The sequence below is a fragment of the Acidovorax sp. GW821-FHT09A11 genome (genome assembly GCF_059418365.1).
In genome coordinates this window covers 606,643-633,447 of record NZ_JBWKPS010000004.1, presented here as the reverse complement: position 1 = coordinate 633,447, position 26,805 = coordinate 606,643, and the positions used below count along the sequence as shown (strand labels likewise).

Below are 26,805 nucleotides of genomic sequence, written 5' to 3'. Positions count from 1 at the left end.
CAACGGCGTGCACGGTGGCGACGTGGAAGCCCGCAGCCCGCGCAAGCCCCGCCCACGCCCGGCCCGCGCTGCCCCTGCCGCTGCGCGGGCCCTCCACGGGCCCGGCGCGCGTCCGGGCGGCCGGTATCCCGCGAGGGGCGGATTCCATGCAATGAAGGCATTAACCCCCATTCCGGCGCCTCCTGCCATGGGGTAAGCTCATTTGGCATTTTGCTGAGCATCTCCAGGATTTCCGTATGACCCAGACACTTTCCGCCGCCGAAGAGGCCCTGCGCGACGCCGCGCGCGAGTACCACCGCAATCCCAGCCGGGGCAAGATTTCGGTCACTCCCACCAAGCCCCTGTCCAACCAGCGCGACCTGTCGCTGGCGTACTCGCCCGGCGTGGCCTACCCCTGCCTGGACATCCAGGCCGACCCGTCCAAGGCGTTCGACTACACCTCGCGCGGCAACCTCGTGGGCGTGATCACCAACGGCACCGCCGTGCTGGGCCTGGGCGACATCGGCCCGCTGGCCGGCAAGCCGGTGATGGAGGGCAAGGGCTGCCTGTTCAAGAAGTTCGCGGGCGTCGACGTGTTCGACATCGAACTGGCCGAGCGCGACCCGGACAAGCTGGTGGAGATCATCGCCGCGCTGGAACCCACGCTGGGCGGCATCAACCTCGAGGACATCAAGGCTCCCGAGTGCTTCTACATCGAAAAGCAGCTGTCCGACCGGCTGAACATTCCCGTCTTCCACGACGACCAGCACGGCACGGCCATCATCTCCAGCGCCGCGCTGCTCAACGGCCTGGAGCTGGTGGGCAAGGACATCGGCGCGGTGAAGATCGCCGTCTCGGGCGCGGGCGCGGCCGCGATTGCCTGCGTGGGCGTGATGGTGGGCCTGGGCGTGAAGGTGGAAAACATCTTCATGTGCGACTCCAAGGGCGTGATCTATGAAGGCCGCCCCGGCGGCTACGACGAATCCAAGGCGCGCTACGCCCAGAAGACCGACGCGCGCACGCTGGCCGACGCCGTCCACGGCGCGGATGTCTTCCTGGGCTGCTCGGCCCCCGGCGTGCTCACGGCCGAGATGGTCAAGACGATGGCCGACAGACCCATCATCCTGGCCCTGGCCAACCCCGAGCCCGAGATCCGCCCCGAACTCGCCAAGGCCATCCGCCCCGACTGCATCATCGCCACGGGCCGCTCGGACTATCCCAACCAGGTCAACAACGTCCTGTGCTTCCCCTACATCTTCCGGGGCGCGCTCGACTGCGGCGCCACGAAGATCACCGAGGCGATGAAGCTTGCCTGCGTGCGCCAGATCGCCGACCTGGCCAAGGCCGACATCAGCGAAGAGGTGGCCAGCGCCTATGCGGGCAAGGAGCTCACCTTCGGCCCGGACTACCTGATCCCCACGCCGTTCGACTCGCGCCTGATCCTCAAGATCGCGCCCGCGGTGGCGAAGGCCGCGGCCGAATCGGGCGTGGCCACGCGCCCCATCACCGACATGGAGGCCTACAAGGAGGCCCTGTCGCGCTTCGTCTACCAGACCGGCATGCTGATGCGCCCCGTGATCAACGCAGCCAAGGCCCTGCCGGACGCGCAAAAGCGCGTGGCCTATGCCGACGGCGAGGACGAGCGCGCGCTGCGTGCCGCGCAGATGGCCATCGACGACAAGATCGCCGTGCCCATCCTGATCGGCCGCCCCGCCGTCATCGCCGCCCGCATCGAGAAGGCCGGCCTGCGCATGCGCCTGGGACAGGACGTGGAAGTGTGCAACCCCGAGGACGACCCCCGGTTTCGCCAGTACTGGGAGCACTACCACCAGCTCATGAAGCGCAACGGCGCCACGCCCGAGGTGGCCAAGGCCGCCGTGCGCCGCTCCAACACCATCATCGCCTCGCTGATGGTCGCCCTGGGCGATGCCGACGCCATGATCTGCGGCCTGGTGGGCACCTATGAAACGCACCTGGAACGCATCCACAGCATCCTGGGCCGCGAGGAGGGCGTGAACGACTACGCCGCGCTCAACGCGCTGATGACCAACCGGGGCACGCTCTTCATCGCCGACACCTATGTGAACGAGAACCCCACGGCCCAGCAGCTGGCGGACATCGCCTGGATGTCGGTGCAGGAGGTGCAACGCTTTGGCCTGCCGGCCAAGGTCGCCTTCCTGTCGCACTCCAGCTATGGCTCGTCCAAGCGCGCCTCGGCCCGCAAGATGCGCGAGGCGCGCGACCTGTTCGTGGCCGCCCACCCCGGGATCGAATGCGACGGCGAACTGCATGGCGATGCCGCGCTGGAGCCCAACATCCGCAACGCCTACATGGCGGACTCCACGCTCACCGATTCGGCCAACCTGCTGATCTGCCCCAACCTGGACGCGGCCAACATCCTCTACAACGTGCTCAAGACCACGACCAGCGGCGGCGTGACCGTGGGCCCCATCCTCATGGGCGGTGCGGCCACGGCCTACATCCTCACCCCCGCCGCCACCGTGCGCCGCGTGTTCAACATGACGGCGCTGGCCGTGGCCAGCGCGGCGGCACGCCCCAAGTAAGGGCACCGCGCCGCGGGTGCAATGCCCGCGGCGCCTGCCAGCCCCCCGGCATGCACCGTGGCGGGGCCTTCAGCGCCGGAGCGGCCGGCGGGTGTGCCTGCGGCGCACCATTTCGGGAAACCCTGCATGCGCGCCTGCACCGCTTCGGTGAACAATGGTCCGCTGCCTGACATTACAACCACCAAAGCGGGCATCGTTTTTGCTGACCCTGACGGCATGGGCCCCGCGCGCCCGGCCCCACCGGTCGGTCGCCGTGTTGCCCTTCCCTCTCGCCTGCCCTTCTTGTTCTTCTTTCTTCGTCCTTGTTCTTCGCTCGCCGCGTCCCTTGCCGTCTTCTGACAGGAGCCCCCATGAAAAAACGCTCGTTCTTGCAAACCACCGTGCTGATGATGGCCGCCACCGGCCTGTTCTCGCTGGCCCAGGCGCAAACGCCCACGCCGATCAAGTTCCAGCTCGACTGGCGCTTTGAAGGCCCCGCCGCGCTCTTCCTGCAGCCCGTGGCCAAGGGCTACTTCAAGGCGGCGGGCCTGGATGTGACGGTGGATGCCGGCAACGGCTCGGGCGGCGCCGTGCAGCGCGTGGCCTCGGGCACCTACGACATGGGCTTTGCCGACCTGGCCGCCGTGATGGAGTTCCACGCCAACAATCCCGACGCGCAGAACAAGCCCGTGGCGGTGATGATGGTCTACAACAACACGCCCGCCTCCGTGATGGCGCTCAAGAAGAGCGGCATCGCCAAGCCGGCCGACCTGGCGGGCAAGAAGCTGGGCGCACCCGTGTTCGACGCGGGCCGCCGCGCGTTCCCCATCTTCCAGAAGGCCAACGCCATCGGCAGCGTGCAATGGACCGCCATGGACCCACCCCTGCGCGAGACCATGCTGGTGCGCGGCGACGTGGACGCGATCACCGGCTTCACCTTCACCTCGCTCCTGAACCTGGAGGCGCGTGGCGCCAAGGCGGCCGACGTGGTGGTGCTGCCCTATGCCGACTTCGGTGTGAAGCTCTACGGCAACGTGATCATCGCGTCGCCGAAGCTCATCAAGGAGAACCCCGCGGCCATCAAGGCCTTCCTCTCGGCCTTCGCCAAGGGCGCCAAGGAAGTGATCGCCAACCCCGGGGCGGCCATCGAGCACGTGAAGGCGCGCGACGGCATCGTGAACGTGCCGCTGGAAACGCGCCGCCTGCAACTGGCCATCGACACCGTGATCAACAGCCCCGACGCGCGCGCCGAGGGCTTTGGCCAGGCCAAGCCCGGCCGCCTGTCGCTGATGGCCTCGCAGGTGTCGGATGCGTTCAACACCAAGACGCGCGTGAACGCCGACGATGTGTGGAACGCCAGCTTCCTGCCCGGCGCGGCCGAGCTGAACATCCTGCCCAAGAAGTGAAACACACCCTGAGTCGCTTCGCGCCTTTCCCCTCTCTCACATGGCTTCGCAATCCCGGAGGGGGCCGCCCCCCATGCGGCGGGGCGGTCCTTGCACGGGGGCGCTGGCTTGAGCCTCGCCAGTTTCGTGCGGGGTGGGTGGCGCTCGGCGCTATTGAAAACTGAAATGCATGGGCCGCTCGCCCGGCCCGGTGCGCAACCTTTATTTACGGACACCTGATGCAGGCTGCCGATTCCTATTTCGTGGATTTTCGTGACGTCTGGCTCGCCTACAACGACGAGCTGCGCGCGCAGAACCATTTCGCCGTCGAGGCCATCGACCTGCAGGTGCGGCGCGGCGAGTTCATCGCCATCGTCGGTCCTTCGGGCTGCGGCAAGTCCACCTTCATGAAGCTGGCCACGGGCCTGAAGATGCCGTCGATGGGCAAGATCCTCATCGACGGCCAGCCCGTGACCGGCCCGCTCAAGATCTCGGGCATGGCCTTCCAGGCCCCTTCGCTGCTGCCCTGGCGCACCACGGTGGACAACGTGCTGCTGCCGCTGGAGATCGTGGAGCCGTACCGCAGCAGCTTCAAGCAAAAGCGCAAGGAGTACGAGGAGCGCGCGCGCCGCCTGCTGCAGAAGGTGGGCCTGGCCGGCTACGAGGACAAGTTCCCCTGGCAGCTGTCTGGCGGCATGCAGCAGCGCGCCAGCATCTGCCGCGCGCTCATCCACGAGCCCAAGATGCTGCTGCTCGACGAGCCCTTCGGCGCGCTCGACGCGTTCACGCGCGAGGAGCTCTGGTGCATCCTGCGCGACCTGTGGACCGAACAGCGGTTCAACGTGATCCTGGTCACCCACGACCTGCGCGAGTCGGTCTTCCTGGCCGACACGGTGTACGTGATGAGCAAGAGCCCGGGCCGCTTCGTCGTCAGGAAGGAGATCGAGCTGCCGCGCCCGCGCGAGCTGGAGATCACCTACACCAAGGAATTCACCGACATCGTGCACGAGCTGCGCGGCCACATCGGCGCCCTGCGCAAGGCCGGCGCGCCCCTCCAGCAATAGATTGATCCGAGCCTGTTTCCATGCACAAGAAAACCGTAGAACGCTGGTCTCCCTGGATCCTGCTGGTCGCGATCATCCTGCTCTGGCAGATCATCTGCTCGGCCTTCAACGTGTCCGAGTTCATCTTCCCCAGCCCCTGGGCCATCGCCACCCAGTTGGTCGAGTTCGGCGGCGTCATCGCGGGCCACGCATGGCGCACCTTCTGGGTGACCATGGCCGGCTTTGGCATCGCCATCGTGGTGGGGGTGCTGCTGGGCTTCGTGATCGGCAGTTCGCGCATCGCCTACGCGGCGGTCTATCCACTGATGACCGCCTTCAACGCGCTGCCCAAGGCGGCGTTCGTGCCCATCCTGGTGGTGTGGTTCGGCATCGGCGTGGGGCCGGCCATCCTCACGGCGTTCCTCATCAGCTTCTTCCCGATCATGGTGAACATCGCCACCGGCCTGGCCACGCTGGAGCCCGAACTCGAAGACGTGCTGCGCGTGCTGGGCGCCAGGCGCTGGGACGTGCTCACCAAGGTCGGCCTGCCGCGCTCCATGCCCTACTTCTTCGGCTCTCTCAAGGTGGCGATCACGCTGGCCTTCGTGGGCACCACGGTGAGCGAGATGACCGCCGCCAACGAAGGCATCGGCTACCTGCTGATCAGCGCGGGCTCCTCCATGCAGATGGGCCTGGCGTTCGCCGGCCTGATGGTGGTGGGCGCGATGGCGATGGTGATGTACGAACTGTTCAGCTGGGTTGAAAAGCGCACCACCGGCTGGGCCCACCGGGGCTCGCAGGGAGAGTGAAGGCCCGGCCGCGCCGGTAGCGGCGTGCAAGGCCCCGGCGCCACGGGCAGCGCCTCTCTTCTTTACAGCCTGCCGCTATACTCGCCGCCCCGTCGACAACAGGATTCCTTGGCATGCGGTTGGAAGTCTTTTTGCGCCCCCTGGCGCTTGTGGGTTGCCTGGGCCTCGCGGCGTGCGGCGGCACGCCCCCGCAACAGCCCGCCACGCCCGCGCAGGGCGCGGCCGCCACCGGCACCCCATCCCCAGGCGCGCCTATCAAGGTGGGCATCGCCCTGGGCGGGGGCGCCGCCAAGGGCTTCGCGCACATCGGCGTGATCAAGATGCTGGAAGCCAATGGCTTCGCCCCCGCCGTCGTCTCCGGCACCAGCGCGGGCAGCGTGGTGGGCGCGCTGTACGCCAGCGGCATGAATGCGTTCGAGATGCAGGAAAAAGCCGTGGCGCTCGACGAAGCCAAGATCCGCGACCTGCAGCTGTCGTCCGGCGGGCTGGTGCTGGGCCAGAAGCTCGAGGACTACGTCAACGAGCAGGTGCGCCGCAAGCCCCTGGAGCAAATGGCCAAGCCCTTCGTGGTGGTGGCCACCCGGCTCGAGGACGGCGAGCGCACCGTGTTTTCGCGCGGCAACACGGGCCAGGCCGTGCGCGCCTCGAGCAGCGTGCCGGGCGTGTTCCAGCCGGTCACCATCGGCAAGTACCACTTCGTGGACGGCGGCATCGTGAGCCCCGTGCCGGTGGATGCGGCGCGCCAGCTGGGCGCGGACATCGTGGTCGCCGTGGACATCTCCAACAAGGCCCGGGGCCAGTCGCCAGGCAACATGCTGGGCGCGCTGAACCAGTCGATCGCCATCATGGGCCAGAAGCTGGGCCAGGCCGAACTGGCACGCGCCGACGTCATCATCAGCCCCAAGGTGCTGGACATCGGCCCGGCGGATTTCAGCCAGCGCGCCGGCGCGATCCTGGAAGGCGAGAAGGCCGCCCTGGCCGCCATGCCGCAGATCCGCGAACGCATCGCGCAGTTGCAGGCCGAGCGCGCCCGCGCGGCGCAGCAAGCCCAGCAAAAGGTCCTGGAGGCCGAGTACAAGGCCTGCCTGGACAACCGCTCGCGCCTGCAAAGGCTGGCGGGCATGGCGGGGCTGGACGACCCCTGCCCCGCGCCCGGCAGGTAGCCCGCCGGCCCGGCAGGCCCCCGAAGGCGTGGCCCCGCTGCGCGACATGCGCGCCCGGGGCGGTATCGCCCACGTCACGGGACGGCTCCTTGCTGCGGCGTGCCCACCACACCCCCACCGCGCCACCGGGGACCGCCCCGCGCCTCGGGCAGCACGGCGAAAGCCATGCACACATGTCACACAATGTTCTTGGCATGCCCCATGCATGCCGCTGGGCGCAACACACCATGCCCGGAGACAGCCCATGCCTGCCCTCATGTCCGCAGCGCCCCCCCAGCCCGGCGAAGCAGCCGCCCTTGCCGCCAACGACGGCGTGTACCTGCGCCAGGCCATCGCGTGGTCGTGCCGTGCCCGCGCGCGCGGCAACCCGCCGTTTGGCGCGGTGGTGATCGGCGCGCAGGGCGAGCTGCTGTCCGAGGCGTACTGCAACACCGCCGAAACGGGCGACTGCACCGGCCATGCCGAAACCAATGCCGTGCGCCAGATCAGCGCGCGCGTGGACCGCGACACGCTGGCGGGTGCCACGCTCTACACCTCGGCAGAGCCGTGCGTGATGTGCGCGGGCGCCATCTTCTGGTCGGGCATCGGCCGCGTGGTGTTCGGCATCGACGCGGCGCGCCTGCACGCCCTGCAGGTGCCCCGCTCCCGGCAGGCCTATGCGGCAGCAGCAGCCCTCTCGGGGCGCGACGTGCTGGCGGCGTCGCCCCGTTTCATCGAATGCATCGGCCCCGCCCTCGTGGCCGAAGCCAGCGCGCCACACGTGGGGTTCTGGTCGTCCTGAGCGAGAAGGCTTCGCCAGGGCCCGGCGCCTGGGCCGCCACCGCTTGCCCACGGGGCATAATCAGCTACTTATTTAATAGCAAAAGACACCCGCACCATGCCCTGGCACGCGCGCCTGCAGCTGAACTACTCGGTAGAAAACGCCCGCACCGTGGCGCGCCATGAGCACAGCGGACCGCTGCGCATCCTGCAGAGCCTGTACCCCGAAGGCGACGCGATTTGCCACAACGTGCTGGTGCATCCGCCCGGCGGACTGGTGGGCGGCGACACGCTGGACATCACCGCCACCGTGGGCCCGGGCGCGCACGGCCTCGTCACCACACCGGGCGCCACGCGCTTTTACCGATCCACCGGCCCGCTGGCGCTGCAGCGCAGCCACCTCACCCTGGCCGAGGGTGCGCGCCTGGAATGGCTGCCGCTGGAGGCGCTGTGCTACAGCGCCTGCAATGCCGAGAACCACCTCACGCTGAACCTCGCCCCCGGCGCCGAATTCATGGGCTGGGACGTGACGGCCCTGGGCCTGCCCCACGCCAACCAGCCGTTCGACACCGGCCGCTTCGCACAGCACCTCGAAGTGCCCGGCCTGTGGCTGGAGCGCGGCGTGATCGACGCGGCCGACCAGCGCCTGCTGAACAGTCCCCTGGGCCTGGCGGGGCACCGCTGCCTGGCCAGCCTGTTCTTTGCCGCCGGCACCCCGCTGGACCGCCCCCGCCGCGACGCCGCCCTGGACGCCGCGCGCGCCATGGTGGACGGCCATGCACTCCAGGCCAGCGCCGGCGCCACCAGCCCCAATGCGCAGATGGTCGTGCTGCGCGTGCTGGCGCCACAGGTGGAGCCCGCGATGCAGTTGCTCAAGGCCGTGCGCATGGCCTGGCGGGAGGTGCTGTGGGAATTGGAGGGCGAAGCGCCCCGCATCTGGGCCATGTAGGGCCTGCAGGCATGCTGGCCCGGCCTGGCCAGGGCGGCACACACGGCAGGGCCGAAACCCTGCCGCAGTGCTGCGCCCGGGGCCAGGCCACGCCCCGTCAGGAGGGCACGGAGCCTGCGCTGGCCCGGGAACGATGGCGCAGTGCCACCAAGGCGGCAATCGCCATGAACACGGCCATCAGGGCCAGGCTCCATTCGGCCAGGGTGGGAACAGCGGTGACGGCAGAGGGCGCCACGGCCCAGGCCCGGGCGGAACCAAATGCCAGCGACCGGCTGGTGTCGGCACCCAGGACGAGAACGCATGAATCCGGCACACCCGCGGGCGAGGCGCCGACGGTGAGGCACTGCGCGTTGTGGTCGACTTCCCCTGTTGCCAGGAACAAGACCCAGGAATGCCGGTCACCCGGCACATGGGGAGAGGTTCCGGTCAGCCAGCGCTGGATCCGGATGTTCGTGGTGGTGATGGCGCCGGAGGCGTTGGTGGATACGTTGAAAAAGAAGATGCGGACGGCCGGGTCTGCACTGGAATAGGTATTGATGCCATCCGAGAAGCTGAAGGCCGTGACCAGGGGCGCCACGTTCGCGGCAGAGAGATTGGCCGCCAGCGGGGCGGAGGTTGTGAACGAGCCTGATGCGCCCATGCTTGTATTGAAGTTCTGGCAGGGGCCCGTCACACACAGGGTGAAATCGATGAACAGGTTGTAGTTGCCGGTCGCGGTGGCCACGTAGGTCGTGGGCTGCGCATGGGCCACCGCTGCGGCGCACAGCATCACCAGCGCCGCGAGCCAATTCTTCATACATTCCTTCATGGACCCCCCTCCGCGTTTTGTGAAACAACAGGAGAGGGATCGTATAGGCATTCGCCCGCAATACCTATACGCCGATGGGCCCCCATGAACCCGCCCGATCAGCCGCGGCCCGTCCCGCAGGAGCCCGCTTCGAAAGCAGCCGCCATCCCGGCGGGCGTTTTCGGCAGGCCTCAGGCCGCCGCGGCCGCAGGCACCTTCAGCAAACCATCGGCCTTGAACATCGCGCGGATGCCGCGCACCGCCTGGCGGATGCGGGCCTCGTTCTCGATGAGGGCGAAGCGCACGTACTCGTCGCCCTGGTCGCCGAAGCCGATGCCGGGCGATACGCAGACCTTGGCCTTGTCCAGCAGCTGGCGCGCGAATTCGAGCGAGCCCAGGGCGCGGTAGGGCTCCGGGATGCGGGCCCAGATGTACATGCTGGCCTTGGGGCAGTCCACGGCCCAGCCCGACTCCGTGAGGCCCTTGTAGAGCACGTCGCGGCGGCGCTGGTACTGGGCGGCGATGTCTTTCACGCACTGCTGGTCGCCCTCCAGCGCGGCGATGGCGGCCACCTGCAGGGGGGTGAAGGTGCCGTAGTCGTGGTAGCTCTTGATGCGCGCGAGCGCGGCCACGAGGTCGGGGTTGCCGACCATGAAGCCCACGCGCCAGCCGGCCATGTTGTAGCTCTTGGAGAGGGTGAAGAACTCCACCGCCACATCCTTGGCGCCGGGCACTTCCATGATGCTGGGGGCGCGGTAGCCGTCGTACACGATGTCGGCATAGGCCAGGTCGTGCACCACCAGGATGTCGTGCTTCTTGGCCAGCGCGATCACGCGCTCGAAGAACGACAGCTCCACGCACTGCGCCGTGGGGTTGCTGGGAAAGCCGAAGATCATCATCTTGGGCTTGGGGTAGCTGCCACGGATGGCTTTCTCCAGCTCGGCGAAGAAGTCCACGTCGGGCGCCACGGGCACGCTGCGGATGTCGGCCCCGGCGATCACCGCGCCGTAGATGTGGATGGGATAGCTCGGGTCGGGCACGAGCACGGTGTCGCCCCGGTCCAGCGTGGCCAGCATCAGGTGGGCCAGGCCCTCCTTGGAGCCGATGGTGACGATGGCTTCCGTGTCGGGGTTGATGTCCACCGCGTAGCGGTCCTTGTACCAGTGGCTGATGGCGCGGCGCAGGCGGGGGATGCCCTTGCTGGCGGAGTAGCCGTGGGTGTCGGGCCGCTGGGCCACCTCGGTGAGCTTGGCCACGATGTGCGGCGGGGTCGCGCCATCGGGGTTGCCCATGCTCATGTCGATGATGTCCTCGCCACGGCGGCGGGCAGCCAGTTTCAGCTCGGCCGTGATGTTGAAGACGTAGGGGGGAAGGCGATCGATGCGCGCAAAGCGGCGCTTGCCCTGAGAAGCAGACATGCTGGTGAACTTTCACGTAAGCGCCCGGAACCGTCCGAGCGACGTGGCCAACAATGGGGTTGGCCCGCGTTCACTGTAACGCAGAACGCGGTGGCCGGTCTACAGAGGGCGGCGCTGTAGCGCCGCCGCTACGCTCAGGCCTTGAGGCCCGCCGTGGCGCGCTGCGTGTTCCGCTCGCTGCCCATCGACCACGCGAACATGCCCACGCCGCCGATGCCCAGCAGAACGCCCACCCAGCCAGTGGACGTCCAGCCCATGCCGGCGGAAATCGCCACGCCGCCGAGCCAGGCACCGAGCGCGTTGGCGGCGTTGAAGGCCGAGTGGTTGAGCGCCGCGGCCAGGGTCTGCGCGTCGCCCGCCACGTCCATCAGGCGGATCTGCAGCGCGGGGCCAATGGCGACCAGCGTGCCCAGGAAGAAGGTGGCCAGCGCGGCGGTGACGGGGTGGTGCGCGGCGGGCACGAACAGCGCCAGCACCGCAATGGACCACAGCAGCACCTTGCCGATGGCGGGCATGAGGGCCTTGTCGGCCATGCGCGAGCCCACGATGTTGCCCGCCACCATGCCCAGGCCGAAGAGCGAGAGCACGAAAGGCATGAGCGCGGGCGGCATGCCGGCCACCTCCAGCAGCGTGGGCTTGATGTAGCTGAACACCGCGAACATGCCGCCAAAACCGATGGCGCCGATGCCCAGGGTGAACCACACCTGCTTGCGCGCCAGCGCGCCCAGTTCGCGCAGGGGGCTGGCGCCGTGCGATGCGGGCATGTCGGGCACCCACAGGCGCACCATGGCGACGGCGGCCACGGCGATCAGGCCCACGAAAACGAACGCCGCGCGCCAGCCGAAGTATTCGCCCAGGGCCGCCGCGATGGGCACGCCCACCAGGGTGGCCGTGGTCAGCCCCAGCATGACCCAGCCCACGGCGCGCGCGCGGCGCCCCGGTGGCGCCAGGGCCGCGGCCACGAGGGCGGCCACGCCGAAGTAGGTGCCGTGCGGCAAACCGGTGAACAACCGCATGGCGCTGAGCGACAGGTAGCCCGGCGCCAGCGCCGATGCGAAGTTGCCCAGCGCATACACCACCATCAGCGCCATGAGCAGCGCGCGCCGCCCCCAGTGGGCGCACAGCACGGCCAGCACCGGTGCACCGACCACCACGCCCAGCGCATAGGCGCTGATGACGTGGCCGGCCTGCGGAATGCTGACGCCGATGTCGCGCGCCACCTCGGGCAGCAGGCCCATGATGACGAATTCGCCCGTGCCGATGGAAAAGCCGCCGACCCCCAGGGCCAGCACGGCGCGCACCAGGGTGCGGTCGTCGGTCGGGGCGTGGGCGAGGGACGACGTGGGAGTCAGGGGCGCGGTCATGGCAGCAGGAACAACAGCAACAAAGGGGCGCTGCACCGGCAGGCGGCGGGCGGCGCAGGCGATGGACGGGGATGGAGAAGAAACGCAGTTACGGGGGTAAACCCGATTTTTGTAACCATAGCACGCCCCGCGCCGCCCTGCAGGGGCGAGGGCATGTGCAACCCCGGCGCACCGGCCCAACACGCAAGGCTGCTACGCTGGCGCCCCGACCCCGCCCTTCCTTCCTCCCCACCCAGGACCGCGAATGACGACGACCCAGAGCACGGCAGACCCCATCGCCAGCAGCGTGAAGGTGCTGGCCTTCGACATCTTCGGCACCGTGGTGGACTGGCACGGCAGCATCGTGCGCGAGATGCAGGCGCTGTACCCGGCCATCGACGGCGACGCGTTCGCCATCGCCTGGCGCAGCGGCTACCAGCCGGCCATGGCGCGGGTGATGCGCGGCGAGCAGGGCTGGACGCGCATCGACGCGCTGCACCGGGGCATCCTCGACGGCATCCTGCCGCGCTTCGGCCTCGCCCACCTGGCCGAGGCCGAGCGCCAGCACCTGAACCATGTGTGGCAGCGGCTGGACCCGTGGCCCGACAGCGTGGCGGGCCTCACGCGGCTCAAAACCCGCTTTATCCTCACGACGCTGTCCAACGGCAACATCAGCCTGCTTACGCACATGGCCAAGCGCGCGGGGCTGCCGTGGGATTGCGTGCTGAGCGCGGAAGTGTTCAAGGCCTACAAACCCAGCCCCGACACCTACCTGGGCGTGGCGCGCGTGTTCGACCTGCGGCCCGGACAGGTGGCGCTGGTGGCCACCCACCACGACGACCTGGCGGCCGCACGCGCCTGCGGCCTGCGCACCGCCTACATCGAGCGCCCGCACGAACTCGGCAAGGCACGGCCCAAGGACGGGTCGCCCCAGCCCGGCAACGATCTGCATGCCACCGACCTGAACGACCTGGCGCGGATGCTGGGCTGCTGAGAGCGGCGCGTGCCACCCCGCAGGCGCCGCCCCCGCGCCGGTTCCAGCGAGGCCGCCCGCGGAATCCTTGCCGGCCCAGGCCGCGGCTACCGCGCCGCCACCAGCAGCTGCACGAACATCTGCACCTTGGCGTTGCACTCGGGGCTGATCGAGGTGAACTCCAGCCCGGCCAGCCACTGCTCGCGCTCGGGCTTGAGCGTGACCACGCGCGCATACACGTCGGTGGCGTGGTAGTCCACGAGCGTGAGGTCGAACTCCACCTTCACCTCGCTGTGCAGCGCCACCGGCTCCGCCACCTCGATCAGCAGGCCGTGGTAGCCGATGTCGCGGATGGCGGCGTGCACGATGTGCGGCACGATGATCTTGTCCTGCATGCGCTGGCACAGGCAGGGCAGGCGCGTGTCCACGCGGTGGCTGCGGCGGAACTCCTGGCGCGGCACCTTGAGCTTGTGCGAGGGGATCGCCACCAGCTCGCGCAGGCTCACCGGCTGCACGCGGCCCTTCACGTACACCTGCATGGGCGCGGTGGCCGACACCAGGCCCCAGCAGCGCTGGTAGGTGGCCTCGCTGATCAGCACCTGCCCGCGCAGGCTGAAGGCCTCGATGCGCGAGGCAAGGTTCACCTCTTCGCCGATGACCGTGTATTCGGAATACAGCTCCGACCCGAAGCGCCCCGCCATCACGTTGCCGGTGTTCACGCCAATGCCCAGAAACACCTGCGGCAGGCGTTCGCGCAGGTGCTCCAGATTCAGGTCACGCATGGCGATCTGCATCTCCACCGCGCACAGCAGCGCGCGGTCCACGTCGTCGTCGCGCCCCATGGGCGCGCCGAACAGCACCATGATCGAGTCGCCCATGAACTTGTCGATGCTGCCCTGGTGCTTGAACACCACCTCGCTCAGCCGCGCCAGACAGCGGTTGAGCGCCGCGATGACCACCGCCGCCGGCTGCGATCCCGACAGCGCGGTGAAGCCGCGCAGGTCCGCCAGCAGGATGGTGACCTCGCGCGGTGCCACGGCCAGGCCTTCGGCGGCGGCGCCATCGGGGCATTCGCTGCCGCGCAGGATCGCCGCCATCTCGGCCTGCGCCCCTTCGCCCAGCGGCGCACCGGTCTCCCGCTCGATCAGCGCCTGCAGCCGGCGCACCGCATCGTGGTTGAATTCTTTGTGCATGAGTGACGAGAGGCTGCAAAAACGGCGGCACGGCCCGGCCCCGCATCCGCCGCACGGCCCGCCCGCCAGGCCACCAGAATAGGTGGCGCCCTCCGGCCGGTCAACCGGTGAAAACACCCCGTTGCCCGCCCACACCGCCGCCTGCACCCGCGTGCGGGGGCATGCGCGCCCACCGCTGCGCGCGGCGGCCACTTCAGATGTTTCGAGCCTCTGGCGCTTTCCCTTCAAGCGCCAGAAGCTATCAAAAATATAGCAACAGTTTTCCTGGCCACGGAGCCGGGACCGTCCGCCCTAGCCCACGGTCTGCCGCAGCACGCGCTGGAATTCACCCAACGCCGCGTCGTAGTCCCAGCGGGCGGCATAGCGCGCCCAGCCGCCCTCCGCCGCCCCGGATGCCTCGACCGTCAGCACCACCAGGCTGTTGGGGCTGCCGTGGCGCAGGCGGTACGACACGGCGGTGCCCGCGTGGCTGGCCCACAGCCCGGGCAGGGGGTTGAGCAGCGCAGGCTGGTGGGCGTGGCCCGACAGCAGCATCTGCGCACCGGCGGAGCGCCAGCACTGCAGGGCCTCGTCGGCCCGGTGGGGGCGGTGCGCGCGGTCGGCCGGATCGCGCGCCACCAGGGGGTGGTGGCTGGCCACGATGCGCCAGGCATCGGGGGGGGCGCGGGCCAGGAGGTCGGCCACATGGTGGATCTGGGCAGACGACAGGCTGCCGCGTTCATGCCGCCAGGCACGCGTGGTGTTGACGCCCACCACATAGAACGCGCCCGCCTGCCGCACGGGTTCGTGGTCCACCCCGAACTGGCTCGCGAAACGCTCGTACGACCGCCCCCAGCGCATCCACCAGGCAAACAGCGGCAGGTCATGGTTGCCTGCGAGCACCAGGGTGGAGCGGGCGTGCAGGCCCTGCACAAAACGCCCGGCCTGCTCGAACTGGCTGGCGGTGGCGCGCTGCGTGAGGTCGCCCGACACCACCACCATCGACACCCCCAGCCGCTGCGCCAGCCGCTGGGCCGCGGCGCACACATCGGGATCGTGCGCCCCGAAATGCAGATCCGACAGGTGCATCAGGACGTCCATGGGCACTCTCCGAACGGGGCTGGGCGGCCAGGCTGCTGCGTCATGCCGGCAGCATCCCTTCCACCGGAGGGGCGACCGGCGCCCCTTCGTGCTGCACGGGCATGGCAGCCGGCGGCGCGGGCGCGGAGGCATCGTCACGGATCAGAGTGGACGAGGCCACCAGCCACAGCGGCCGCGCGCTGATCCGGAAATGCAGGGGCGGCGCCATCCACGCGCGCTCGCCGTCGAAAGCCACCTTGACCTGCGGCGGGCGCCAGCTGGCCGGGGCCACCGTCAGCTCCGTGCACGCCACGCTGGTCACCGCGCCGTCCCTGTCGAGCTGGCCGGTGGCCGCGTTCCACACCGTGCGCGCCACGGCCCAGCGGCCCTGGGGCTGCAGCAGCACGACGGCCATCTTGCCGCCATCGGCCACCATCTGCGCCTGGGGCAGGCCCATGCGGTCGAGCTGCAGCGGGTTGTTGCCCACGAACAGCGTGGTGACCAGGTGCTCCTCCTGCCGGTCCCGTGCGCCCTCGTGGGTCTTCATCACCACACGCCAGCGGCGGCCGGCCGCGGGCCGGAACATGCTCCACACCGCCGACGCCACGGCCACCAGGCGCGAGCGGCCAAAGCGCCGCGACGCCTTCTCGCGCTCGGCCAGCAGCTTGGGGTACAGGCCGACACTGGCGTTGACCACGAACAGCTGGCGGTTCACATAGCCCACCTGCACGGGGCGCATGTCGCCCGCATGCAGGGCCTGCAGCAGATCCTGCACGGCCACCTCGGGGTCCAGCGCCAGGCCGTGTTCGCGGCTGAAATAGTTGAAGGTGCCCATCGGCACCACCCCCATGGGCACACCCAGGCGCAGGACCGCGGCGGCCACCGCGTTGATGGTGCCGTCGCCGCCCGCGGCCACCACCAGGCCACCGTCGGCGCGCGCGGCATGCGCCGCCTCCCCCGCCAGCGCCACGATGTCGCCGCGCTGGTCCGGCACGTGCCACACCAGGTTGTGCGCCTGCAGGGCCGAGACGCCCTCGAGCTTGGCGCGCAGCAGGTCCAGGTCGGCGCCGGGGCGCCGGGGCACCACCAGGTGGATGGGGCCGTGGGGCCGGGCAGGAACGGGACGCTCTGAAGGTGTCATGAAGAGAAAGGTCTGCAACAGGCTGCGGCACCGGACCCGGGCGCCAGGCCGGCACCGTGCTGGCTGCGCGCCGGGGATTGCGGTGCGGTCGTCCGATGATGGCGGGCGGGCAGTGCATGCGCAGCCGGTAGCCACGCCTTTGCCCTGTCAGCGCCCGCCGACAGGGCCGGGGCAGCGCCACGGTGCCACGGTGCCACGACGATTCACCCATGCCCGGCAGGGCCGCTGGGAACTCCGGTACAAACGCGGGCTCCCTCCTAGCCTGGCGAAGAAGAAGCTGACGCCGTCCGCAACCCATGACCCTCCCCGCATCCGACATTGGCGCCCTGCTGGCGCAGCACCCCATGGCCTGGTGGTGGGCGGGCACGGTCGCCTTCGCGCTGCTGGGGCTGGGCGGCCTGGCGGGCCTGCGGGGCCTGCGCCGCGCGGCCCCGCCGCTGCGCCGGCTCCTGCCGGCACGGGCGCGCTGGGTGATGATCGCGGCCATGGGCGCGTCGGCCTGCACCCTGGTGCTGGCGGGCGCCGCGATGGCGGAGCTGGCCGACAGCGGGCGCGCCGCCGATGGCCGCTGGGGCGTGCTGGACGACGCCCTTGCCGACGGCCTGCGCGCGCAGGCGGACACCGCCGTGCTGCGCTGGTTCGCCGCGCTCACCCACCTGGGGGACTCGGGGGTGCTGGCCGGGCTGACGCTGGTGGTGGCCCTGGCGCTGTGGCTGCGCCGGCACCGGCTGCTGGCCACGGGCTGGTTCGTCGCCATGGCGGGAAACGGCGCCCTGACCAAAGTCCTCAAGGAGGTGTTCGAGCGTGTCCGGCCCGAGCACGTGCACGGCGTGGCCCAGGCCCAGGGCTACAGCTTTCCCAGCGGCCACAGCAGCGCGTCGATGGTGGCGTACGCGATGCTGGCCTACCTGACCACGCGGCTGCTGCCCCGCCCCTGGCACGCACCCGCGGCGCTCCTGGCCGGCGCGTTCATCTTCACCACCGGCTGGAGCCGCGTGGTGCTGCATGTGCACTACGCCAGCGATGTGCTCGCGGGCTGGCTGCTGGGCGGCACCTGGATGGTGTGCACGGTGCTGATCATGGAGAGTGTGTCGCGCTGGCGCGGCCCCGCCCCCGGCGCTGCGGCGCAACGGCCATGAGCCATCAGATCGCGACGAGGTTGCGGATGCCCTTGGCCTCCATCTCGCTGCCAGGGCCGCGCGCGATGACCTCACCACGCTCCATCACCAGGTAGTCGTCGGCCAGCTCCTGCGCGAAGTCGTAGTACTGCTCGCACAGCAGGATGGCCATCTCGCCCTTGTCGGCCAGCATGCGGATCACGCGGCCGATGTCCTTGATGATGCTGGGCTGGATGCCCTCGGTGGGCTCGTCCAGGATCAAGAGGCGCGGCCCCGGCGCCAGCGCCCGGGCGATGGCCAGCTGCTGCTGCTGCCCGCCCGAAAGGTCGCCGCCCCGGCGGCCGAGCATCTGCTTGAGCACGGGGAACAGCTCGTACAGGTGTGGCGGCACGGGGGTGGCGCCGCTCTTGTAGGCCAGGCCCATGCGCAGGTTTTCTTCCACCGTGAGGCGGCCGAAAATCTCGCGCCCCTGGGGGACAAAGCCGATGCCTGCGCGGGCACGGTCGTACGGCGTGGCCTTGTCGATGGGCTTGCCGTCGAACGTGATGCCCCCGCTCCTGATGGGAACCAGGCCCATGAGGCTTTTGAGCAGCGTGGTCTTGCCGACGCCGTTGCGGCCGAGCAGCACGGTGACCTTGCCGGCCTGCGCCGTGAGGCTCACATCACGCAGGATGTGGGAGCCGCCGTAGTACTGGTTGATGTTCTGGACGGTGAGCATGGTACTTGGAGTGTTTTGGGCCTCTGGCGCTTGTTCATCAAGCGCCAGCAGCTATGAATTTGGAAGCATTCGGTGCGCCTGTGCCGAGTCCGGATTCCGAGAGTCGCCCCGGCCCCAGCCTTCGCAACAGCCCACCGCCCGCCAGGAAAAGAGAACAGGCAACCTCCATCACCGCCCCAGATAGACCTCGATCACCCGCTCATCCGCCTGCACCTGGTCCAGCGTGCCCTGCGCCAGCACCGCCCCGTCGCACAACACGGTCACGATCTCCGAAATGGTGCGGATGAACCCCATGTCATGCTCCACCACCATCAGCGAGTGCTTGCCCTTGAGCGTGAGGAACAGCTCTGCCGTGCGCGCCGTCTCCTCGTCCGTCATGCCCGCCACGGGCTCGTCGAGTAACAGCAGCTTGGGGTCCTGCATCAGCAGCATCCCGATCTCCAGCCACTGCTTTTGCCCATGGCTCAGGTTCCCTGCCATGCGCGCCACGCTGTCGGCCAGGTGGATGGTGTGCAGGATCTCCGCCAGCCGGTCCGACTGCGCGGAATCCAGCCGGAAGAACATGCTCGACGTCACGCCCTTGTGCGTCTTCAAGGCCAGCTCCAGGTTCTCGAACACGCTGAGCTGCTCGAACACCGTGGGTTTCTGGAACTTGCGGCCAATCCCCAGGCTCGCGATCTCGGGCTCGTTGTGGCGCAAGAGGTCGATGGTGGAACCAAAGTACACCGTGCCGCTGTCGGGCCGCGTCTTGCCGGTGATGATGTCCATCATCGTCGTCTTGCCGGCACCGTTGGGCCCGATGATGCAGCGCAGCTCGCCGGGCGCGATATCGAGGCTCAGGTTGTTGATGGCCTTGAAGCCGTCGAAGCTCACGTTCACGTCTTCGAGGTACAGGATGCGGCCGTGGGTGATGTCCACCTCGCCGGGCGTGGCGATGCGCGAGAAGCCTGCAGCCCGGCCACCGGATTCGGTCTGGCCCAGGGCGGCGGGCGCCAGCCTGGCCTCTATGCGCCTTGCGCCTTCGTCCATCAGATCGGGTGTCATGGCGCGGCTCCTTCGGTCTTCTTGTTTTTCTTCAGCTTCTTCACCAGGCCCACCACGCCATCGGGCAGGAACAGCGTCACGGCGATGAACAGCGCACCGAGGAAATACAGCCAGAACTCGGGCGCCGTCACGGTGAGCCAGCTCTTGGCACCGTTGACGATGAAGGCGCCCACGATGGGTCCGATCAGCGTGGCACGGCCGCCCACCGCGGCCCACACCGCGATCTCGATGGAGTTGGCGGCGCTCATCTCGCCGGGGTTGATGATGCCGACCTGGGGCACGTACAGCGCGCCCGCCACGCCGCACATCATGGCGCTGATGGTCCAGATGGTGAGCTTGTAGGGCAGTGGCGAGTAGCCCGAGAACATGACGCGCGTCTCGGCATCGCGCACCGCCTGCAGCACGCGGCCGAACTTGCTGCGCACCAGCCAGCGCGCCAGCAGGAAGAACACCAAGAGCGTGACGCCCGTCATCACGAACAGCAGCATGCGCATGTTCTGCGTGGCAATGGGCTGGCCCAGGATGCGCTTGAAATCCGTGAAGCCGTTGTTGCCGCCAAAGCCCGTCTCGTTGCGGAAGAACAGCAGCATGGCCGCATACGTCATGGCCTGCGTGATGATCGAGAAATACACGCCCTTGATGCGCGAGCGGAACGCGAAGTAGCCGAACACGAACGCGATCACGCCAGGTACCGCCACGATGAGGATCAAGGTGGCAACGAAGCTGTCGGACAACATCCAGTGCCAGGGCAGCTCCTTCCAGTCGAGGAACACCATGAAGTCGGGCAGGTCGCTTTGGTAGTTGCCGTCGCGGCCGATCTGGCGCATGAGGTACATGCCCATCACGTAGCCGCCCAAGGCGAAGAACAGGCCATGGCCCAGGCTCAGGATGCCGGTGTAGCCCCAGATCAGGTCCATGGCCAGCGCGCAGATGGCGTAGCACATGATCTTGCCGAGCAGGGCCACGGCGTAGTCGGACAGGTGCAGCGCACTGCCGGCCGGCACCCACAGGTTGAGCACGGGTGCCACGGCGCACACCACGATGAGCGCCACGATGAAGGCCGACCAGCCGCCGCGCGTGAGCAGCGGCGCGGGTGCGGGGAGTTGGATGGAGGAGGAAGGCGTAGTCGTCGTCATGTTCTGTCTCGATCCGCTCAGTCGGCGGTACGCCCTTTGACCGCGAAGATGCCCTGCGGCCGCTTCTGGATGAAGATGATGATGAACACCAGCACGGCGATCTTGGCCAGCACGGCGCCCGTCCAGCCTTCGAGGAACTTGTTGAGCACGCCCAGGCCCAGCGCGGCATACACGGTGCCGGCCAGCTGGCCCACGCCGCCGAGCACCACCACCATGAACGAATCGACGATGTAGCCCTGGCCCAGGTCCGGCCCCACATTGCCCACCTGGCTGAGGGCACAGCCTGCCAGGCCCGCAATGCCGGAGCCCAGCGCGAAGGCATAGGTGTCCACGCGGGCGGTGTTCACGCCCATGCACGAGGCGATGGGGCGGTTCTGCGTGACGCCGCGCACGAACAAACCCAGGCGCGTCTTGCTGATGAGAAAGGCCACGCCGCCCAGCACCGCCAGCGCAAACGCCACGATGATCACGCGGTTCCAGGGCAGTTGCAGGTTCTCCATGAGCTGCACGCCGCCGCTCATCCACGAGGGGTTTTCCACGCCCACGTTCTGCGCGCCGAACACGCTGCGCACCAGCTGCTGCAGCATCAGGCTGATGCCCCAGGTGGCCAGCAAGGTCTCCAGCGGCCGGCCGTACAGGAAGCGGATCACGCCGCGCTCGAGCACCGCGCCCATGAGCGCCGAGGCCATGAAGGCGGCGGGCACGGCCGCCACCAGGTACCAGTCGAACGCGCCCGGAAAGTAGCGCTGGAACACGCCCTGCATGACGTAGGTGGCGTAGGCGCCGATCATCATCAGCTCGCCATGGGCCATGTTGATCACGCCCATGAGGCCATAGGTGATGGCCAGGCCCAGCGCCACCAGCAGCAGGATGGAGCCCAGGCTGATGCCCGTGAACATGGCCGCCAGACGCTCGCCCCATTGCAGGCTGTCTTCCACCGTCTTGAGTGCCGCCTGCAGCGCGGCCTTGACCTTGGGATCTTGTTCGTTGCGCAGTTGCTCCAGCAGCACCGTGCGCGTGGCGGGGTTGCCACTGGCGGCCAGGTGCTGGGCGGCTTCCAGGCGATTGGCGGCATCGCTGCTGCTCAGGAGGATGCGCGCGCGGATGCTGGCCAGGCGCCCCTTGAGAGCTGCGTCCTGCTCGGCGGCCAGGGCCTTCTCAACCAGCGGCAGGCGGGCCTCGTCGGTCTCTTCGCGCAGCGCTTCGATGGCGCTGCGGCGTTGTGCAATGTCGGTGGACATCAGCTGGATCGAAGCCAATGCAGTGTCGAACTCGCCGCGCATGCGGTTGTTGTTGACGATGTCTTCGGCGTCGTCAGGCACCGGCACCTCGGCGCCGGTCACGGGGTCCAGCCCCTTGTCGCCCTTGATCACGATGGCCTTGTCGCCCGCGATCTTCACGGCGTCGTCACCCATCGCGCGGATAAACGCCAAAGTGGCCTCGTCGGGCGTGGCGATGGCTTTCTGCAGCGCGGCGATCCGGTCGTCGGTATCACCCGCCGCCATGGCCCGCGCCGCCTCGGCCGTGAGCGCGTGCGCCTGCACCGTTGTGCACAACAGCAGGCAGGCGATCAAGCGAGAAAAGAATGAAGAAAGCATGGAAGGGCCAGTGGCGTCGAACAAGATGGGCCTGTGCAGCGCGCAGGGCCCAGACCAGGGCTGCCGCGCAAGGGCCGCCCCGCCGCGCTGGCGGCGTCCCCCTCCCACGCGCAGCGTGAGAGAGGGGGAAGCGGCGTAGCCGCTCAGGGGGAGATCACAGCTTCGACTTGCCGTCCGGCTCGTCCTTCTTCTTGTCGTTGCCTTCGATGTACGGGCTCCATGGCTTGGCCTTCACGGGGCCCGGCGTCTTCCACACCACGTTGAACTGGCCGTCGGCCTTGATCTCGCCGATGAACACGCTCTTGTGCAGGTGATGGTTCTTCTCGTCCATCTTGCTGACGATGCCCGACGGTGCCTTGAAGGTCTGGCCGGCCATGGCGGCGATCACCTTGTCCACATCCGTGCTCTTGGCCTTCTCGACAGCCTGCTTCCACATGTTGATGCCGATGTAGGTGGCTTCCATCGGGTCGTTGGTGAGCGGCTTGTCCTTGTGGCCGGCAATGCCCTTGGCCTTGGCGTAGTCGCTCCACTTCTTGATGAACTCGGTGTTGGCCGGGCTCTTGATGGACTGGAAGTAGTTCCAGGCGGCCAGGTGGCCCACCAGCGGCTTGGTGTCCACGCCGCGCAGTTCTTCCTCGCCCACGCTGAATGCGACGACCGGCACGTCCTTGGCCTTCAGGCCCGCGTTGCCCAGTTCCTTGTAGAAGGGCACGTTGGAGTCGCCGTTGATGGTGGACACCACGGCCGTCTTGCCGCCCTGGCTGAACTTCTTGATGTCGGCGACGATGGTCTGGTAGTCAGAGTGACCAAACGGCGTGTACTTCTCGTCGATGTCGCTGTCCTTCACGCCCTTGGACTTGAGGTAGGCGCGCAGGATCTTGTTGGTGGTGCGGGGGTAGACGTAGTCGGTGCCCAGCAGCACCCAGCGCTTGGCGCTGCCGCCGTCCTTGCTCATCAGGTAGTCCACCGCGGGGATGGCCTGCTGGTTGGGCGCGGCGCCGGTGTAGAACACGTTCTTGGACAGCTCTTCACCTTCGTACTGCACGGGGTAGAACAGCAGGCCGTTCATTTCTTCCACGACCGGCAACACCGACTTGCGCGACACCGAGGTCCAGCAGCCGAAGATGACCGAGACCTTGTCCTGGCCCAGCAGCTGCTTGGTCTTTTCGGCGAACAGGGGCCAGTTGGAGGCGGGGTCCACCACCACGGGCTCGAGCTTCTTGCCCAGCACGCCGCCCTTGGCGTTGATCTCGTCGATGGCCATCAGCACGGTGTCTTTCAACACGGTCTCGGAAATGGCCATGGTGCCCGACAGGCTGTGCAGGATGCCGACCTTGATGGTGTCCTGTGCGTGGGCTGGCAGCGCAGACAGGCCAGCGAGCGCAGCGACGGCCGCAAGGGCCTTGAGGGAATAACGACGTTGCATGTGTGCTTCTCCGGTGGTGGTTTCAATCAGTGAATCAATCAAACCGCTTCGCCCGGCGGGCTCCGTGGTGGAGCCGTGGCGGATCGGGCGATGGAATGGATTCTGGAGAGCGAGGCCGGCTTGGGAAATACGCCGGGTGGCGTACACGGTGGCCCGGCCGCAGGCCGCCAGGGTCTGCTCACCCAGCTTGTGTCGGGTAGGCGAAACGCTATGCATTTAATAGCTTCCAGCGCTTGATGGATAAGCGCTGAAGGCCAAAAACACTCAAAATGCCAAGTCCCCGAAAGGCGGGGGAATCTCGGTCGCAGGTTTACGATATTTGAACCATCACCCCATGCGCCGGGCTCGCATGCCCCCATCCAGCCCACCTACGCCACGAAGGAAACAACCCCATGGTGAAACGACGCACAGTGCTCCTCGGTGGCGCCGCGACAGCGGGCGCGCTGGTCATTGGCTGGGGCGTGATGCCGCCGCGCCAGCGCCTGCACCCGGCCGACCCGGTGCCCAGCGCCAGCGGGCAGGCGGCGCTGAACGGCTGGCTCAAGGTGGGCGCCGACAACACCGTGACGGTGATGATGGCCAAATCCGAAATGGGCCAGGGCGCGCACACGGGCCTGGCCGCCATCCTGGCGGAAGAGCTGGATGCCGACTGGGCACAGGTGCGGCTGGAGATGGCGCCCATCGATGACATCTACAACAACCTGGCCACCGTGGTGGACGGCCTGCCGTTCCACCCCGACAACGACGGCTCGATGAAGGCCGTGGCGGGCTGGCTCACGGCCAAGACCATGCGCGAGGTGGGCGTGATGATGACGGGCGGATCGAGCAGCATCAAGGACCTGTGGCTGCCCATGCGCGAGGCCGGCGCCCACGCGCGCGCCCTGCTGATCCGCGCCGCCGCCGCGCAATGGAACGTGCAGGCGGCGGAGTGCACGGCCAACGCGGGCGTGGTGGAACATGTGGCCGGCCAGCGCGCCACGTTTGGCGAACTGGCCGCCCTGGCCGCGCAGCAGCCCATGCGGGGCAAGGTCACGCTGAAGGAACCCGCGCAGTTCAAGCTCATCGGCAAGCCGCTCACGCGCATCGAGGCGCCTTCCAAGCTGGATGGCTCGGCCGTGTACGGCATCGACGCCCACCCACCCGGCCTGCTGCATGCCAGCGTGGTGATGTGCCCCACGCGCGGCGGCAAGGTGGCGCGCTTTGATGCAGCCGCCGCCCGGAAGCTGCCGGGCGTGAAACACGTGCTGGCCGTGGCGCCCCTGCACGGCGGCACCGGCGCCGTGGCCGTGATCGCCGACACGCCCTGGCACGCCAGGAAGGCCGCCGCGGCGGTCACCGTGGAATGGGACCACGGCCCCGCCGCCACGCTGTCGAGCGACGCCGTGATGGCGCGCATGGCGCAGGCGCTGGACCAGGCCAAGGGCTTTGGCTACCACAGCACGGGCGACGTGGATGCGGCCCTGCAGGGCGCGGCCAGCACCATCACCGCGGACTACCGCGCGCCCTACCTGGCCCACGCGGCGCTGGAGCCCATCAACTGCACGGTGCAATTCAAGGACGGGGCCGCCACCGTGTGGACATCCACCCAGGTGCCGGGCCTGGCCCGCAGGGCAGCCGCCAAGGCGCTGGGCATCGACGAAGAGAAAGTGACCGTGCACCAGCTGCTGCTGGGGGGCGGCTTTGGGCGGCGGCTGGAGGTGGACTACGTGGGCCAGGCCGCCGCCATCGCCCAGGCCGCCGGGGGCGCGCCGGTGCAGACGCTGTGGACCCGCGAGCAGGACACGCAGCACGACTTCTACCGCCCCGCCTGCATGGCCCGCTTCAAGGCGGGGTTTGATGCGCAGGGACAACTGGTGGCGTGGCACAACATCTCCGTGGGCCAGGCCATCGTGCCGCAGGTGCTGGTGCGCACCTTTGGCCTGGCGGGCGCGGGCCCCGACAAGACCACGTCCGAAGGTGCCTTCGACCAGCCCTACGAATGGCCCCATGCGCGCATCGCGCATGAGGTGGTCGACGTGCCCCTGCCCGTGGGCTTCTGGCGCTCGGTGGGGCATTCGCACCAGGCGTTCTTCAAGGAGAGTTTTGTGGACGAGGCCGCCGCAGCGGCCAGGCAGGACCCGGTGGCCTTCCGCGCCGCGCTGCTGCAAAAACACCCGCGCCACCTGAAGGTGCTGCACAAGGCGGCCGAGCTGGCGGACTGGGGCAAGCCGCTGGCGCCAGGCGCGGCGGGCGGGCAGCGCGCGCGGGGCGTGGCGCTGCACCAGTCGTTCGGCTCCATCGTGGCCCAGGTGGCCGAGGTGTCGGTGGGCGCCGACAAGGCCATCCGCGTGCACCGCGTGGTGTGCGTGATCGACTGCGGCGCCGCCATCAATCCCAACCTGATCGCGCAGCAGATGGAAAGCGCCGTGGTGTTCGGCCTCACGGCGGCGCTGCACGGCGAGGTCACGGTCAAGGACGGGCAGGTGCAGCAGGGCAACTTCCATGACTACCCGCTGCTGCGCATGGCCGACTGCCCGCGCGTGGAGACCCACATCATCGACAGCGCCGAGCCGCCCGAAGGCGTGGGCGAACCCGGCGTGCCGCCGATCGCGCCCGCTGTGGCGAATGCGCTGTTTGCCCTGACCGGGCAGCGCCTGCGCGCCCTGCCCCTGAAACTGGCCTGACCGGCTTGAAGGAACCCTCCATGCCCACCACCCTGCGCATCAACGGCAAAGCCATCTCCGTCCACGCCGAACCCGACACCCCCCTGCTGTGGGTGCTGCGCGGCGAGCTGCATCTGAACGGCACCAAGTTCGGCTGCGGCATGGCGCTGTGCGGCGCCTGCACCGTGCACCTGAACGGCGAGCCCGTGCGCGCCTGCATCACGCCCCTGTCGGCCGTGGGCGATGCCGACATCACCACCATCGAGGGCCTGCAGGGCCCCGAGGCCACCGCCCTGCGCACCGCGTGGACGGTGCTGGACGTGGCGCAGTGCGGCTATTGCCAGAGCGGGCAGCTCATGTCGGCCTGCGCGCTCCTGAAGAAGACGCCACGGCCCAGCGATGCGGACATCGACGCGGCGATGTCGGGCAACGCGTGCCGCTGCGGCACCTACCAGCGGATTCGCGCGGCGATCCACCAGGCGGCGGCCACGGAAAAGGCGTGACGCCCGCCCCGTGCCCCGGGGGATGGCGGCAAGCTCCGGGGGCCAGACGCCAGGCGGGCGCCAGGATGCCACCCCT

22 protein-coding genes are annotated in these 26,805 nt (G+C 68.7%); 11 read left to right on the top strand and 11 right to left on the bottom strand.

The annotated features are described in order from the left end of the window. The first annotated feature begins 236 nt into the window (after positions 1 to 236). The 7 genes from AC07PV_RS14035 (at position 237) to AC07PV_RS14005 (ending at position 8,630) form a co-directional block, all read left to right on the top strand. Entirely contained in the window at positions 237 to 2,543 is a 2,307-nt protein-coding gene (locus tag AC07PV_RS14035) for an NADP-dependent malic enzyme (RefSeq protein WP_218293600.1), read from the top strand. A gap of 350 nt (positions 2,544 to 2,893) precedes the next feature. Further along, complete coding sequence (locus AC07PV_RS14030; protein ID WP_218293599.1) at positions 2,894 to 3,928, top strand: ABC transporter substrate-binding protein; 1,035 nt, start codon at positions 2,894 to 2,896, stop codon at positions 3,926 to 3,928. Positions 3,929 to 4,146: 218 nt separating this feature from the next. Then, the gene (locus tag AC07PV_RS14025) at positions 4,147 to 4,971 is read left to right on the top strand and encodes an ABC transporter ATP-binding protein (RefSeq protein ID WP_218293598.1); all 825 of its coding nucleotides are present in this window, start codon (positions 4,147 to 4,149) and stop codon (positions 4,969 to 4,971) included. A gap of 20 nt (positions 4,972 to 4,991) precedes the next feature. Next, the gene (locus AC07PV_RS14020) at positions 4,992 to 5,759 is read left to right on the top strand and encodes an ABC transporter permease (RefSeq protein ID WP_218293597.1); all 768 of its coding nucleotides are present in this window, start codon (positions 4,992 to 4,994) and stop codon (positions 5,757 to 5,759) included. Positions 5,760 to 5,872: 113 nt separating this feature from the next. Then, positions 5,873 to 6,922: a patatin-like phospholipase family protein gene (locus AC07PV_RS14015; protein WP_494602066.1), complete on the top strand. Its 1,050-nt coding sequence runs from the start codon at positions 5,873 to 5,875 to the stop codon at positions 6,920 to 6,922. Positions 6,923 to 7,166: 244 nt separating this feature from the next. Then, on the top strand, positions 7,167 to 7,703 hold the full coding sequence (locus AC07PV_RS14010; protein ID WP_492254744.1) for a nucleoside deaminase: 537 nt from the start codon (positions 7,167 to 7,169) through the stop codon (positions 7,701 to 7,703). Positions 7,704 to 7,799: 96 nt separating this feature from the next. After that, positions 7,800 to 8,630, top strand: a complete 831-nt coding sequence (locus AC07PV_RS14005; protein WP_494630514.1) for an urease accessory protein UreD — start codon at positions 7,800 to 7,802, stop codon at positions 8,628 to 8,630. A 97-nt stretch (positions 8,631 to 8,727) separates the two neighbouring features. Here AC07PV_RS14005 and AC07PV_RS14000 read toward each other — a convergent pair whose 3' ends face one another. The 3 genes from AC07PV_RS14000 to AC07PV_RS13990 form a co-directional block, all read right to left on the bottom strand. Continuing rightward, complete coding sequence (locus AC07PV_RS14000; RefSeq protein WP_494598310.1) at positions 8,728 to 9,426, bottom strand: IPTL-CTERM sorting domain-containing protein; 699 nt, start codon at positions 9,424 to 9,426, stop codon at positions 8,728 to 8,730. Between the two features lie 182 nt (positions 9,427 to 9,608). Further along, entirely contained in the window at positions 9,609 to 10,835 is a 1,227-nt protein-coding gene (alaC, locus tag AC07PV_RS13995) for an alanine transaminase (RefSeq protein ID WP_218293592.1), read from the bottom strand. Positions 10,836 to 10,969: 134 nt separating this feature from the next. Next, positions 10,970 to 12,199: an MFS transporter gene (locus AC07PV_RS13990; protein WP_492254740.1), complete on the bottom strand. Its 1,230-nt coding sequence runs from the start codon at positions 12,197 to 12,199 to the stop codon at positions 10,970 to 10,972. Positions 12,200 to 12,443: 244 nt separating this feature from the next. On the opposite strand from AC07PV_RS13990, the gene AC07PV_RS13985 reads away from it, so the two are divergent. After that, positions 12,444 to 13,172 carry a haloacid dehalogenase type II gene (locus AC07PV_RS13985; protein ID WP_218293590.1) on the top strand — a complete coding sequence of 243 codons (729 nt, stop codon included), beginning with the start codon at positions 12,444 to 12,446 and terminating at the stop codon, positions 13,170 to 13,172. Between the two features lie 86 nt (positions 13,173 to 13,258). Here the strand turns inward: AC07PV_RS13985 and AC07PV_RS13980 are convergent, their stop codons facing one another. The 3 genes from AC07PV_RS13980 to AC07PV_RS13970 form a co-directional block, all read right to left on the bottom strand. Beyond that, positions 13,259 to 14,344 carry an adenylate/guanylate cyclase domain-containing protein gene (locus AC07PV_RS13980; RefSeq protein ID WP_218293589.1) on the bottom strand — a complete coding sequence of 362 codons (1,086 nt, stop codon included), beginning with the start codon at positions 14,342 to 14,344 and terminating at the stop codon, positions 13,259 to 13,261. 291 nt (positions 14,345 to 14,635) lie between these two features. Further along, positions 14,636 to 15,424: a metallophosphoesterase family protein gene (locus AC07PV_RS13975; RefSeq protein WP_494630513.1), complete on the bottom strand. Its 789-nt coding sequence runs from the start codon at positions 15,422 to 15,424 to the stop codon at positions 14,636 to 14,638. Positions 15,425 to 15,464: 40 nt separating this feature from the next. Beyond that, a complete protein-coding gene (locus AC07PV_RS13970) occupies positions 15,465 to 16,544 on the bottom strand; it encodes a diacylglycerol/lipid kinase family protein (RefSeq protein ID WP_494630511.1) in 1,080 nt (359 codons plus the stop codon). Between the two features lie 296 nt (positions 16,545 to 16,840). On the opposite strand from AC07PV_RS13970, the gene AC07PV_RS13965 reads away from it, so the two are divergent. Beyond that, a complete protein-coding gene (locus AC07PV_RS13965; RefSeq protein WP_494602059.1) occupies positions 16,841 to 17,683 on the top strand; it encodes a phosphatase PAP2 family protein in 843 nt (280 codons plus the stop codon). Positions 17,684 to 17,687: 4 nt separating this feature from the next. On the opposite strand, the gene urtE is transcribed toward AC07PV_RS13965, so the two are convergent. From urtE to urtA, 5 genes are all read right to left on the bottom strand, one after another. Then, entirely contained in the window at positions 17,688 to 18,380 is a 693-nt protein-coding gene (urtE, locus tag AC07PV_RS13960; protein ID WP_218341485.1) for an urea ABC transporter ATP-binding subunit UrtE, read from the bottom strand. A 168-nt stretch (positions 18,381 to 18,548) separates the two neighbouring features. Continuing rightward, the gene (gene urtD / locus AC07PV_RS13955) at positions 18,549 to 19,424 is read right to left on the bottom strand and encodes an urea ABC transporter ATP-binding protein UrtD (protein ID WP_369641723.1); all 876 of its coding nucleotides are present in this window, start codon (positions 19,422 to 19,424) and stop codon (positions 18,549 to 18,551) included. Then, complete coding sequence (gene urtC, locus AC07PV_RS13950) at positions 19,421 to 20,560, bottom strand: urea ABC transporter permease subunit UrtC (RefSeq protein WP_218341486.1); 1,140 nt, start codon at positions 20,558 to 20,560, stop codon at positions 19,421 to 19,423. The genes urtD and urtC overlap by 4 nt, the downstream gene beginning before the upstream one ends. 17 nt (positions 20,561 to 20,577) lie before the next feature. Beyond that, positions 20,578 to 22,158, bottom strand: a complete 1,581-nt coding sequence (gene urtB / locus AC07PV_RS13945; protein WP_494630509.1) for an urea ABC transporter permease subunit UrtB — start codon at positions 22,156 to 22,158, stop codon at positions 20,578 to 20,580. A gap of 154 nt (positions 22,159 to 22,312) precedes the next feature. After that, positions 22,313 to 23,584 (bottom strand): urea ABC transporter substrate-binding protein, encoded by a 1,272-nt coding sequence (gene urtA / locus AC07PV_RS13940; protein ID WP_218293581.1) that lies wholly within the window; start codon positions 23,582 to 23,584, stop codon positions 22,313 to 22,315. A gap of 392 nt (positions 23,585 to 23,976) precedes the next feature. Between urtA and AC07PV_RS13935 the strand changes: the two genes are divergently transcribed. Together AC07PV_RS13935 and AC07PV_RS13930 are read left to right on the top strand one after the other, a co-directional pair. Beyond that, positions 23,977 to 26,247: a xanthine dehydrogenase family protein molybdopterin-binding subunit gene (locus tag AC07PV_RS13935; protein ID WP_494630508.1), complete on the top strand. Its 2,271-nt coding sequence runs from the start codon at positions 23,977 to 23,979 to the stop codon at positions 26,245 to 26,247. A gap of 20 nt (positions 26,248 to 26,267) precedes the next feature. Further along, the gene (locus AC07PV_RS13930) at positions 26,268 to 26,729 is read left to right on the top strand and encodes a (2Fe-2S)-binding protein (protein ID WP_494630506.1); all 462 of its coding nucleotides are present in this window, start codon (positions 26,268 to 26,270) and stop codon (positions 26,727 to 26,729) included. Positions 26,730 to 26,805 lie beyond the last annotated feature (76 nt).